The organism is Desulfitobacterium dichloroeliminans LMG P-21439, assembly GCF_000243135.2.
Lineage (GTDB): Bacteria > Bacillota > Desulfitobacteriia > Desulfitobacteriales > Desulfitobacteriaceae > Desulfitobacterium > Desulfitobacterium dichloroeliminans.
Window position 1 is genome coordinate 1,563,064 of sequence record NC_019903.1, and the last position, 13,045, is coordinate 1,576,108.

Consider the following 13,045-nt stretch of genomic DNA (forward strand, 5'->3'; position numbering starts at 1 on the left):
GAAAAATTTCTAAACGCTCCTTGTTTTGGAAGCAAATGCGGCATAATTTTAAACTTTGTGGCAAGATTACTTTCTGGTATGATTACATTAGTTTAGTTGCTAACCATACGCAAGTAAGAATAGTTGCACAGGCAATAGGAGTAATAACATATGACTACTTCACGAGAAACAAAAATCATTGCGCGCATTCGCACGGATTTCCCTACCAAATTCGGAATTCCCCGTCAAAGTGGCCTGATCGACAATTTGAAGGCAGTGGTTGTCTTCGAACCTGAGTACCGCAATCCCGATGCCTTGCGTGGGTTAGAGGGATTCTCACACATCTGGTTGATCTGGGAATTTTCCGAAGCCCTGCGTGACACATGGTCGCCCACAGTGCGCCCTCCACGTCTGGGCGGTAATACTCGGATGGGAGTTTTTGCGACCCGATCTCCTTTTCGGCCAAACGCAATTGGTCTTTCCTCAGTTAAGCTTGAGGGTATCGAAACACATCCGGATCTCGGGCCTGTACTGCATGTTTCCGGTGCTGATCTGATGGACAAGACCCCTATTTACGATATTAAACCTTACCTAGCGTACACCGATTGTCACCCGGAAGCCGTGGGAGGCTTCATTGAGCCCCTTCAGGCAAAGGTGCTTGAAGTAGAGTTTCCCGAGCAATGGCTCCGACTTGTATCTGAGGACCGACGCGAGGCGATTTTGAGGGTGCTGGCTCATGACCCAAGGCCGTCTTATCAAAAGGACCCGAAGCGTATCTATGGGCTTGAATTTGCTGGATTTGACATCCGTTTCACAGTGCAGGACAATTTGCTTTCCGTTTGTGAAGTGGTGTGCAGAACCGACCAATCCTAGGAAGTCGTGATTGGTATTTCTGGTTGTGTTTATCTAAAAAAGATATTAAAATGTTGTATGGGCTAATTATCTGCAATGCAACATTTTTTGCTTATAAGGAGGAATTGTGATGAGCAGAGAGGGAATCGCTTTTAAAATACGTTCGCTAACACATCTTTGTAAGCGTTACGCAGTGAATTCCGACCATTTCCAATTCGAAAAAAGCATTACAGCCACTAACATTTGGATTATTGATTATTTAATCGAGCATATGGATGAAGATATTTATCAAAAAGACTTGGAGACTATGTTCACAGTCAACCGATCAACAACCTCCAAAGTGATTAAACTCATGGAGCAGAAAGGATTGATTGAGCGACAGGCCGTGCCGAATGACGCACGACTAAAAAAACTGTTACTTACCCCCAAAGCACTTGGAATACACAAAATGCTCATTGAGGATATAACTAAGCTCGAAAAACAAATGGTACGTGGTTTTAGAGATGAGGAAATAAGACAGCTTTCCTCCTATATTGGTAGAATGAAGGCAAATCTACAAGAAGGATTAACCAATGATTAAAAAGCTTGCCCGTAGTATCAGGCAATATAAAAAAGCAACTCTATTGATCCCTCTTTTTGTCACTCTAGAGGTGATTGTGGAGGTCATCATTCCCATATTAATGGCTAAGCTCATTGATTATGGCATTGATGCCGGAGACATGAATTACGTACTTAAAATGGGAGCAGCACTTTTTATCGCTGCTTTGATTAGCTTGCTCTTTGGTATCCTAGCCGGACGGACCTCCGCTGTAGCCTCGGCGGGCTTCGCCCAAAATCTCCGGAGGGATATATTTTATAATGTCCAGCACTTTTCCTTTTCAAATATTGACAAGTTCTCTACGGCAAGCATTATTACCCGTCTCACCACAGATGTGACCAATGTACAGAATTCTTTCCAGATGCTGACCCGCATGGCGATGCGGAGTCCGGTGATGCTGGTTTTTTCTTTGATTGTATCCTTTAGTATTGATCCGCAGTTGTCTCTGATTTTCCTCGTCAGTATTCCTATCCTCGGTGTGGGGCTTTGGCTTATCATGAGCAATGCGCATCCTGTTTTTGAAAGGGTGTTTAAGACCTATGATAAGCTGAATAATGTGGTTCAGGAAAACTTGCGTGGCATGCGGGTAGTCAAGTCCTTTGTTCGTGAAGATTATGAGAATGATAAATTCATGGACATCTCCAACCGGATCTTTAAGGACTTCACTAAAGCCGAAAGATTGGTTGCCATGGTCATGCCCCTGATGCAGTTTTGCATGTATGCCTGTATCCTCTTAGTTTCTTGGTTTGGTGCGAGAGCCATTGTCGCTTCCGGAGGGAACCCTGTGAATGGGCTTTCCACAGGGGAGCTTTTAAGCCTCATAACCTATGCAACACAGATTCTAATCAGCCTCATGATGCTTTCCATGGTTTTTGTGATGCTGACTATTTCCCGTGCCTCTGCTGAGAGAATCGTCGAAATTCTTGATGAAGAAAGCAATCTCCGGAACGGTCTACAGCCCATCTTTAACCTTAAGGATGGGGAAATTCGCTTTGAAAATGTTAACTTTAGCTATGGAAAGCAAGGGGATAAGCTGGTTTTGGATCAGATCAACCTGACCATTAAATCCGGTGAAACCATTGGTGTTCTCGGTGGAACGGGGTCCTCTAAATCAACCTTAGTTTCGCTGATTCCCAGACTTTATGATGTGACACAAGGCAAGGTTACCGTGGGCGGAGTGGATGTCCGAGACTATGATATTGAAACCTTACGCAACGGAGTGGCCATGGTTCTGCAAAAGAATGAACTTTTTTCAGGGACCATTAAGGACAATCTGCGTTGGGGTAATGAGCTTGCTACTGAAGAAGAAATGATTCATGCCTGTAAACTCGCTCAGGCCCATGATTTTATTGAAAGCTTCCCGGAAAAATATGATACCCTCATTGAACAGGGTGGCACGAATGTATCGGGAGGACAAAAGCAACGGCTTTGCATCGCTCGTGCTTTATTAAAGAAGCCAAAGATTCTTATTCTTGATGACTCGACAAGTGCAGTGGATACGAAAACCGATGCCCAGATTCGCAGAGCTCTGCGTGTCGAAATCCCAGGGACAACGAAGATTATCATTGCCCAACGGGTATCCTCTGTTCAAGATGCCGATAAAATCGTGGTCATGGACGATGGAAAAATCGTTGCTATCGGAAAGCATGAGGGACTGCTGGATTCTTGCCCAATCTATCTTGAAGTGTTTGAATCACAAGCCAAGGGAGGGAAGAATAATGGGGATGAGTAAAGGGTTCTCTCGTTCTTCCCAGGGCAGGATGCCTGGAGGTAAGCCGCCAAAGGCCAAGTTAAATCCTTTGACAGTGAAGCGGCTCCTTTCCTATATGAAGAATTATAAGCTGCATCTTTTGTTAGTTATGTTCAGCATCATCATTAGCTCCATAGCTAGTGTTATGTTGGCCTTGTTTTTACAAACCTTAATTGATGACTATATTTCCCCACTCTTACTGGAAGCCGTGCCGAACTTCGCGGGATTGTTGCGGATAATCTTAGTGATGGCCGGGATTTATCTAACGGGAGTCTTAGCCACCTTCTTTTATAGCCGGATTATGGCTTCCATCACCCAAGGAACCTTGAAAAAGATTCGGGATGATATGTTCGCGCATATGCAAAAATTGCCCATTAAATATTTTGATTCCCATACCCATGGGGATGTCATGAGCCATTATACAAATGATACGGATACTTTGCGACAGATGATATCCCAGAGTATACCTCAGACCTTTTCCTCTTTGATTACTCTTGTCGCGGTATTTTTCGCGATGCTCTACCTCAGTGTATGGCTTACTGTATTCGTTGTCCTCTGTATCTTTTTCATGTTGAAGGTAGTAGGCAGCATTGTCGGCAAGAGTGGCATGTACTTTGTTAAGCAACAGCAGTCATTAGGTGACTTGAATGGCTATATTGAAGAGATGATCAATGGGCAGAAGGTTGTGAAGGTCTTTACCCATGAGAAAAGGACTAAAGATATTTTTGATCTCAAAAACCAAGAACTTTGTGCTCAGGCCACCGCGGCAAATTCGTATGTCAATATCGTGATGCCCATGATGAACAATTTTGGCTATCTGCTCTATGTGCTTTTGGCCATCGTCGGCGGTCTCATGGCCATTGGTGGGGTAACCAATTTCACCATTACAGGGATTAATGTGCTCACCTTAGGGACCATCGCTTCCTTTTTGCAGCTTTCCCGCAGCTTCATCATGCCCATAGCGCAGGTATCCCAACAGTTGAATGCGATTATCATGGCCTTTGCCGGAGCCGAGCGGATCTTTAAGCTTTTGGACGAAAAGCCGGAGGTAGATGAAGGTTCTGTGAGTTTGGTCAATGTTAAAAATGAGAATGAAACTCTCGTGGAAACGACTGAGCATACCGACCTGTGGGCTTGGAAGGTTCCCTGTGAGGATGGAACCTTCGCCTACAAGGAGCTTCAAGGCGAAGTTCGTTTCTTTGATGTGGATTTTGGCTACGATGAAACGAAAATGGTCTTGCATAATATCACTTTATACGCAGAGCCTGGGCAAAAGGTGGCCTTTGTCGGAGCTACCGGTGCAGGAAAGACCACCATTACCAATCTCATCAATCGTTTTTATGATATTGCGGATGGTAAAATCCGCTATGACGGAATCAACATCAATAGAATCAGAAAGAACGACCTACGCCGCTCCTTGGGGATCGTGTTACAGGAGGTCAATCTGTTTACCGGAACAGTAATGGATAATATTCGCTATGGTCGCTTGGATGCCACCGATGAGGAATGTATCGCGGCTGCCAAGCTAGCTAATGCCGATGGATTCATCCGTATGTTGCCCGCAGGGTATCAAACAGAGTTATCCGGGGATGGAAGTGGGTTATCCCAAGGTCAAAGGCAATTGATTTCTATTGCCCGTGCGGCGGTAGCGGACCCACCTGTCATGATCCTGGATGAAGCTACATCCTCAATCGATACCCGCACGGAAGCCATCATCCAGCGAGGAATGGATTCACTGATGGAGGGGAGAACGGTATTCGTAATTGCTCATCGACTTTCCACGGTGCGAAACTCGGATGTGATCATGGTTCTTGAAGAGGGGCAAGTCATCGAAAGAGGCAACCATGAGAAGCTGATTTCTCAAAAGGGTAAGTATTATCAGTTGTATATGGGTGCATTTGAACTAGAATGATAACATAATCAACGCTGATGCCCGTTGATGTCCACTGATGTCACGCTGGACCTCAGATATTTCCACCGGGTACGCAGATTATGGAAGGAATTGCCTAAAGAAGTAGAGAACTATGTAAGAAATAGTATAGAAGTGCTCATGAAGTACAGTTATTGGGAAAAGCCAATTACCTTGAGCGATAATAGTTATAATAAGAAAAAATGTTTGCAGAAAAAAACAAGTGGCTTATGAAGGCATAATACTTTAAGAAGGAAGGTTAATCTCATGAAAAGTAAAATTGCTGAGGCTATCAAATTAAAAAGTCATCCCGTAGCCGTATTCCGATCCGATTCCAAGCCGGAAGGGGCCATGGAGTTTGTGGAAGGAACATGGGGTTGTACTATCTCCTTGCTGAATATGGCTACCAAAGGTCGTACAGCTGTGTTTAGTCTCCCCACGACTACTTGTAGGGGAGGGAAGTCCGGTTTAGGATTTCAACGCTATGAGCTGGGCTTTATTGAATATTTTTTATCTACAGGTGGTGTAGGCGGTAGAGAAGGTGAGTATTACAAGAAAAACCCTGAATTAGCAGGGGCATTCATTGAAAATTTACCCGAGATTCCTCATAAAGAATTCGTTGTCTTTAAGCCTCTGGCCGAAGTAAATGAGGACGAAAAGCCGGAGGGCGTAGTCTTTTTAGTCAACGCGGACCAAATCTCTGCCTTAACCGTGTTAGCTAATTTTGATCAACCTACACAGAATAATGTGGAGGCGAACTTTGGGGCGGGCTGTCATCAGACCGTGCTCTATGCTCTCAATCAAGTGGATGCGGAGCATCCCAAATGCTATATCGGTCTCACTGATCTTTCAGCGCGTAAATATATTGACAAAGACCTGTTATCCTTCAGTATGCCCTATCAACGCTACTTGGAGCTTGAGGCACAGGTGGAAGAGAGCTTCCTAACCAAGGAGACTTGGCTGAAGATTTCCGAACGTATTGAGTAAGGTATTAGTTGGCTGTTTTACGCCGTACAGGTCGTGTCTTCCACCAGGTTCTGATGATGATTGTGCATAAGATCATGGCTCCTAAGGTGAACAGAGAACCGCTTAGAGCCCGGAGAATTAGGTAGGGACTAAGGATGGAGCTGACTGCCATAAAGTCAAGACCGAGAACTCGCCAGAGATAAGTCTGGAGAAAACCGGCTATAAGCAGACAGGAGCTCATGCCAATGAGTCCAAAGTTGAGCAGGATTATTCCCATAACTCCATAGCGGTAGGTCTTGGGGGTCGGGTTATCGCGGTCGCTTAAAATTGTATAGGCACCGGCAAGTATCAGAAAACCGATGGTACCAAACAGAGCCAAGTGAGCATGACCGGAAGTTATGTAGGTACCATGGGTATAAAGATTGACCCAGGGAATAGTCATCAGCAATCCCAGTAAAGTAGCTCCGGTCAGATGGTGAAATATACTGCTTAAAATAAGCCACATGGCAAGTTTTTCTTTGAGGCTCAGCACCTTGTGGTTTTTAAATCCTTTATAAATCATATAGGCAAGGAGAAGTACGGGGATAGCTTGTATGACGCTAAAGAACGATCCTAAGAAGAGCCAAATCGAGGGAAAGCCAATCCAAAAATAGTGGTGCCCCGTACCGAATAATCCGCCCGTGACCGATAAAGTGGCTTCGAGATAAAGCCACTTTTCTATATCCTTTTTGTCGGCAATGCCTGTGGACACGAAGAAAGATGCGATAAAGCCACTGGTAGTTAATTCAAAGGCCATCTCTTCCCAAAGGTGAACTACCCAAAATTTCACGGCTTCATCAGCAACCGGATTGCTATAGTGTAGTATATTGGGAATAAGCAATACACAAAGTAAGACGACACCGACGGTCATTATTCCCGTTGCTGGCGTTAATCTTTGTCTATTTTCCCAAAGGGTTCTTACTAAATTGTAGGCTCCGATTAGGATCCCCAGGGAAATTCCCGCATAAAAAATGGGCAGGCCATCGAGATATTCGCGCCCATTGCCGATTCCTAAAGCTAAGCTTCCCAACAATCCTAAGGAGGTCACAAGCAAAATTGCAAATTGCCAACGGGCCAGCTTTGGGGAGTGGATATCGGTCTTAAGCTGCTCTGCGGTGAAATAATAGACCATCCCCAGCATTCCGATAACCGGCCAAAATGTGGCCAAAGCAAGGTGAACTGCACGACCATATTCACCAGAAACCGGTGAGGGTAAATCGGGGATAACCAGCGAGGTTGCTCCAAGCAAAGCAACGATTCCTTGAACTCCAAAAAGGAATACGGCATAGAGCGTATATCTACGGGCAACTTGTTTTCCGGAGAGCGCCTTCAAAGAATATCCCCGCTTTCCAACTTTATCGGTGTGGGTGGCCACCCTAAGGTGGGAATGGTCCTCATATATTCGAAATAAGCAATAATATCTTGGGTTTCCAAAGGGGTTAATGAGGGATGTTTCTCTTCTTGATGGGGAGGGATAACGGGCGGGTGACGGAAGAAAGCATTGATTTCATCAGGACTTCGTTTAGCCATGATGTGGGTAAGATCTTCTCCCACGTACCCCCCCTGCCCAAGCAAAGTGTGGCAACTCACACAATTATGGCTCTGCCAAACGTCCTTGCCAGCGCTTGCCTCTTGGCTGATTGGTATGTCAATTTTCCAAGAAAATCTAACGCTTAACACAAAGATTGCTAATGAAGCTGAGGAAATGAGAATAAAGGTTCTGAGTCTCATTCAATCATCCATTCTCTAACAAGATCCTAATGACTTGCATACTTGTATTTAGTATGGACAATTTTACCAGATAAATACAATAGGGAACCGCCCTAACCAAGGACGGTTCCCTATTGCTTTACTCAAGCTATCAACGCTGGCTCTTATCATAGGGTATGCCTTCTGCTTTCGGTGCTCTTGATTTCTGCGAGGTAAAGGCGAGTACCACCATGGTGGCAAGGTAAGGCAACATTTTATAAAAGGTTTGGTTGATGTCCAAAGCATGCAGGAAGGGAATGAGAGCAATGGAATAGGCCAAGGTGCGCAGAAAGGCGAAGAAAAGAGCTGCGAGCAAGATCTGGAAGGGCTTCCATTGACCGAAGATCATTACAGCCAAAGCCAAGAAGCCAAAACCGGCTACCCCGGTGTGACCATTGATGTTGCTGTTCATTACCCCTACTGCGTAGAAGAAACCGCCGATTCCTCCCAGAAAACCGGAGAGGCTGACACCGGCATAGCGCATCAGGTGAACATTAATCCCTACGGAATCAGCAGCATGAGGATGCTCGCCGCAGGCCCGCAGGCGCAGCCCAAAACGTGTCTTATAGAAGATGATGGCTGCCATAACTAGGAAAAGGAAACCAAGATAGACGGTGATGTAGGTGTTTTGGAAAAACAATCTTCCGAGCACGGGCAAATCACTTAAGATCGGAACTTCTCGAATATAAAAATTCACGTTGGTGGTGATTCCATCACTATTAAAAGAAATTTTGGAATAAAGGAGGATCATACCAGGAACCAGCATGTTCAAGGCCGTTCCGGAAATGGTTTGGTCAGCTTTCATGGTTACGGCAGCTAGGGAAAGGAGTAAAGAAAAGAGTATTCCGGCCAAAGCAGAAACAATCATGCCCAGGAGTAATATATACTGGGTGTTCATCGTCGAGCCCTGAGTAAAGTAGACAAAGAGGCAACCAAAGAAGGCTCCGAAGAGCATAATCCCCTCTAAGGCGATATTGATGACCCCACTGCGCTCGCTAAACATCCCACCCAGTGCCACGAGGAGCAAGGGGATGGCTACGGGAAGCGTGTTTTGTACCAAATAATAGATTGTATCCATACTACTCCTCCTCTTTTGAAGCACTAGAGCTATCATGATGATTAGAATATATTTCTTCAGCGTTTATGTCCGCAGACGCATGTTGAGCAGAATGCTCATTCACGAATTCCTTACTATTTTTCTTAAAGATTTTCTTAAAGAAAGAGGCTACTGTTGTATTCATCAGCATGGCAAAGGCTGAGAAATAAATAATGACCGCAATTACAATATCGATAATCTCCGGTTTATACCCGTAAAGGCTTGCTAAGGTGCCGCCTCTCTGGATATGGGAGATAAATACTGCCGCAAAGATAATTCCCAGAGGATTGTTGCTACCGAGGAGGGCGACGGCAATTCCGTTAAAGCCATTGGCAGCGATAACGTTGATGGGTTCATAGGTCATGCTACTGCCAGCAATCGTCGAGGGTGCAAGAATTGCAAAGGCTCCACCAAGTCCAGCCATAGCTCCGGCAATGCCCATGGTAAGGATAATATTGCGCTTACCGTTCATTCCGGCATAGGTACTAGCATACTTGTTAAAACCGGTGGCTTTCAGTTCGAAACCAAAAGTGGTCTTGTTCAAGATAACCCAGAGTGCCACAGCAATAAGTATGGCAATAAAGATGGAAATATTGGCATTGGATCGTTCTATGCCCAAGGAGGGCAATTGAGCGGAGGCGGGAAGATAGGCTGTTCGAGTTTTGGAGGAAATATACATCGTAGCATTGCCCTGAATGAGCATATCCACTAAGTACATGCCAATATAGTTGAACATGATCGAGGTAATTACTTCATGGACGTTTAGAATAGCTTTGAAAATTCCTGGGATCAAGCCCCATAGTAGTCCACCAACCATGCCGGCGAGGACACAGACGACCCAATGGATACCAACGGGAAGGTCCCACATAAAGCCTACATATAAAGCAAAAAACATGCCCATCGTGTATTGCCCGGAAGCCCCGATATTGAAAAGCCCCATCTTAAAGGCAAAGCCCACAGCTAATCCGGTCATAAGGATCGGGGTTGCAAAATAGATAACATCGGCAAAACGCTTAACGCCACCGATGAGTAACATTTGCAAACCGGAAAATGCGTTGGCAGGATTGGCGAAGGCCATAATAATAAAGGCAAAAACAAAGCCGAGAATGATGGACATGAGGGCGGCGGTCAAAGCAGAAAAGCTTTTACTATAGATAAATCGTTTCATGCTCATTCTCCTTTAGTTGATCGCGTTTTGCTCCTGACATGTAGAGGCCCAGCTCCTGAACGGTAGTGGTCTGCGGATCTAATTCGCCGACGATTTCACCCTCATACATGACCAAAATTCGGTCGCTGACGTTCATGACTTCTTCAAGCTCTAAAGAGACCAACAGAACAGCCTTACCGGCATTTCGTCCGGCCACAAGCTGTTGATGGATATATTCGATGGCCCCAACATCCAGTCCTCGTGTGGGTTGAACAGCTACCAAAAGCTCATGCTCTTTGTCGATTTCGCGAGCAATAATCGCTTTTTGCTGATTCCCACCGGACATGCTACGTACGACAGTTAACGGGCCTTGCCCACTTCTTACATCGTATTGTTCAATCAATCGTTCCGCATAGGAGCGTACCGCTTGGCGTTTAAGGAACCCAAAACGTTGAAATTCTGGCTGCCAGTAGCGCTGAATCACCAAATTATCTTCTAAAGTATAATCCAGAACGAGCCCGTACTTGTGTCGATCCTCCGGTATATGACTCATACCGGATTTTGAACGGGTGCGAATCGAAGCTTTAGAAATATCTTTGTCACAAAGGGTGATGGATCCGCTGGTGTGGTTTTCCAAACCGGTCAGTGCTGCGACAAATTCAGTTTGCCCATTACCGTCAATGCCGGCGAGACAAACTATTTCTCCTGCACGAACTTGGAAAGACACGTTGTTTACAGCGTCCTTCTTACTGGTTTTTGAAGGCACAGAGATATTTTTTACGGATAAAACCACTTTTTCTGGTTGGCTTCCTTCTTTTTTGACCCGAAAGCTCACGTCCCGGCCGACCATCATGCGCGAGAGCTCTTCTTTAGTTGTTTCCTTTATTTCAACAGTGCCTACACATTGACCTTTACGCAATACGGTGCAACGATCGGCAACCGCCATAATCTCGTTCAATTTATGAGTTATGAATAAGATCGATTTACCTTCTTGAGCAAAACGGCGCATGATTCCCATCAGCTCATCAATTTCCTGAGGGGTTAAAACGGCTGTGGGTTCATCAAAAATCAAGATTTCATTATCTCGATAGAGCATTTTAAGAATTTCAACCCGTTGTTGCATTCCTACCGAAATTTTTTCAATGACAGCATCGGGATCCACTTCCAGACCATATTGTTTACTTAACGCTAAGACTTTTTCTTTAGCCTTTGTCTTCTGCAAAAATCCGAAACTATGGGGCTCTACCCCGAGAATGATATTATCAAGAACAGTGAAAATCTCTACTAGCTTAAAGTGCTGATGGACCATGCCAATTCCTAGAGCGTTAGCATCATTGGGGTTATTGATTTTTACGACTTGTCCGTTCTTGCGGACCTCACCGTGCTCCGGCTGGTATAAACCAAAAAGAACGCTCATTAGAGTAGACTTCCCGGCCCCGTTTTCTCCCAGCAAAGCGTGTATTTCACCCTTTTTTAAGCGCAGGGTGATATTATCATTGGCTTTAATACCGGGAAACTCCTTAGTTATATTGAGCATTTCAATAATATTATCGTCCATGCTAACCTCTCTTCTTCGTTATAAATCAACTACACAAAAACAAGGAAAAGGGGAAAGGGTAGTCCCTTTCCCCTATACCAGGTTGCCAAAAATGAGGCTAGTTATTGATATTATCTAACTTCAACTTTAACTATAGCAAGCTTAAGACCGGAAACAAGCTCATCGGCCGTAGCATAACCGTTAGGATCGGCTACAGTGATGGTACGGATAGGATCTACAGCGCCATCAACAAGCGTTGCATAAGCTTTGGCGTATTGTTCTTTGGTGAATTTTTGGAAACGGTCAAAAGGATTGCCGTCGGGTTGGTCGAGGACGACAGTGGGGAGACCAATTCCGTCATTCTTAGCATCGAAGTAGGTTGTCTTTCCGGAAAAAGTACTCCAGCTGTCAGTCTTGTAGATAGACTCGAGAACTTGAACAACCGAAGCGCGCAGGCCTTTAGTTGCTGAAGTAATAACGGTTTCACTGTCATATCGTTGATCCACATCGACGCCGATGACTTTTTTGTCGGCTTCAGCAGCTGCGGACATAACACTTTTACCCACCGAACCGCCACAGGCAAAGATTAATTCCGTACCACCTTGGTACATGGTTTTTGCGGTAGCTTTATTGGTATCAGTTTCTGCAAAATCACCAGTGTAATGATAAATTGCCGAAATAGCGCCATCAGCAAGACCTAATTCTGCAGCCGCCGCTTCAGCACCTTGTAAATAGCCATAACCAAATGCTTGAACTGCAGGAACAGCCATTCCGCCCATAAAGCCAAGCTTAGTCATGCCGTCCATAACTGCAGCATAACCGGCCAAGTAGCCAGATTCTTCTTCAGCGTAGAGGACACTTGCCACGTTTTCTTTGGTTTCAAATGTTTTGTAATCAGCAGTATGCGGAGTTCCATCTAACAGGATGAATTTCACTTCTGGGTATCTAGTTTGTGCTTCAAAGATAGGAACTTCAAATAAGAATCCCGGTGTGACGATAACCTTAGCGCCGCCAGCGACAGCTAAATCGATAGCAGCTAGGTAGCCTGTATCGGATGCTTCTTCGGGTTTATAGTATTTGTGGGTGATGGTGTTGGCTTCAGCAAATTCAACGACGCCTTCCCAAGAACCTTGGTTGAAGGATTTGTCATCGATATTGCCTTTGTCGGTGATGAGAGCAATCTCAAAACCGTCCTTTGGAGTTTCAGTGTTCGTTCCGGCACTAGGCGGGTTATTGGTGGCCGAACTGCCGCATCCCGTAACCATAAGGGCTACTAATAGGACAACCAAGAGCACCGATGTGATTTTTTTCATTTTCCTCTTCTCCTTTTGTCTCCTTCTTTTTTGGCAAATTTATGTATTATGTATCCCAAATTTATTGTACCATTGATACCAAAATTTTCAACTATTGAATTTTAAAAATA

At 44.9% G+C, this 13,045-nt stretch carries 11 protein-coding genes; 5 read left to right on the forward strand and 6 right to left on the reverse strand.

Features of this window, described 5'->3' with window-relative positions; translation table 11 throughout:
* Positions 1–150 precede the first annotated feature (150 nt).
* From tsaA to DESDI_RS07425, 5 genes are all read left to right on the forward strand, one after another.
* Entirely contained in the window at positions 151–852 is a 702-nt protein-coding gene (gene tsaA / locus DESDI_RS07405) for a tRNA (N6-threonylcarbamoyladenosine(37)-N6)-methyltransferase TrmO (RefSeq protein WP_015262017.1), read from the forward strand.
* Between the two features lie 109 nt (positions 853–961).
* Positions 962–1,411: a MarR family winged helix-turn-helix transcriptional regulator gene (locus tag DESDI_RS07410; protein WP_015262018.1), complete on the forward strand. Its 450-nt coding sequence runs from the start codon at positions 962–964 to the stop codon at positions 1,409–1,411.
* Complete coding sequence (locus DESDI_RS07415) at positions 1,404–3,161, forward strand: ABC transporter ATP-binding protein (RefSeq protein WP_015262019.1); 1,758 nt, start codon at positions 1,404–1,406, stop codon at positions 3,159–3,161. The genes DESDI_RS07410 and DESDI_RS07415 overlap by 8 nt, the downstream gene beginning before the upstream one ends.
* Positions 3,148–5,091, forward strand: coding sequence for an ABC transporter ATP-binding protein (locus DESDI_RS07420; protein ID WP_015262020.1), 1,944 nt, complete (start codon positions 3,148–3,150; stop codon positions 5,089–5,091). Before DESDI_RS07415 ends, DESDI_RS07420 begins: the two co-directional genes overlap by 14 nt.
* A 264-nt stretch (positions 5,092–5,355) precedes the next feature.
* A complete protein-coding gene (locus DESDI_RS07425; RefSeq protein ID WP_015262021.1) occupies positions 5,356–6,075 on the forward strand; it encodes a DUF169 domain-containing protein in 720 nt (239 codons plus the stop codon).
* A 4-nt stretch (positions 6,076–6,079) separates the two neighbouring features.
* On the opposite strand, the gene DESDI_RS07430 is transcribed toward DESDI_RS07425, so the two are convergent.
* The 6 genes from DESDI_RS07430 to DESDI_RS07455 form a co-directional block, all read right to left on the reverse strand.
* Positions 6,080–7,426, reverse strand: a complete 1,347-nt coding sequence (locus DESDI_RS07430; protein ID WP_015262022.1) for a cbb3-type cytochrome c oxidase subunit I — start codon at positions 7,424–7,426, stop codon at positions 6,080–6,082.
* Positions 7,423–7,824: a c-type cytochrome gene (locus DESDI_RS07435; protein WP_015262023.1), complete on the reverse strand. Its 402-nt coding sequence runs from the start codon at positions 7,822–7,824 to the stop codon at positions 7,423–7,425. Before DESDI_RS07435 ends, DESDI_RS07430 begins: the two co-directional genes overlap by 4 nt.
* A gap of 130 nt (positions 7,825–7,954) precedes the next feature.
* Complete coding sequence (locus tag DESDI_RS07440) at positions 7,955–8,920, reverse strand: ABC transporter permease (RefSeq protein ID WP_015262024.1); 966 nt, start codon at positions 8,918–8,920, stop codon at positions 7,955–7,957.
* 1 nt (position 8,921) lies between these two features.
* Positions 8,922–10,106 carry an ABC transporter permease gene (locus DESDI_RS07445; RefSeq protein WP_015262025.1) on the reverse strand — a complete coding sequence of 395 codons (1,185 nt, stop codon included), beginning with the start codon at positions 10,104–10,106 and terminating at the stop codon, positions 8,922–8,924.
* Positions 10,087–11,643, reverse strand: coding sequence for an ABC transporter ATP-binding protein (locus tag DESDI_RS07450; protein WP_015262026.1), 1,557 nt, complete (start codon positions 11,641–11,643; stop codon positions 10,087–10,089). The genes DESDI_RS07445 and DESDI_RS07450 overlap by 20 nt, the downstream gene beginning before the upstream one ends.
* A gap of 110 nt (positions 11,644–11,753) precedes the next feature.
* Complete coding sequence (locus tag DESDI_RS07455) at positions 11,754–12,935, reverse strand: BMP family lipoprotein (protein WP_015262027.1); 1,182 nt, start codon at positions 12,933–12,935, stop codon at positions 11,754–11,756.
* Positions 12,936–13,045 lie beyond the last annotated feature (110 nt).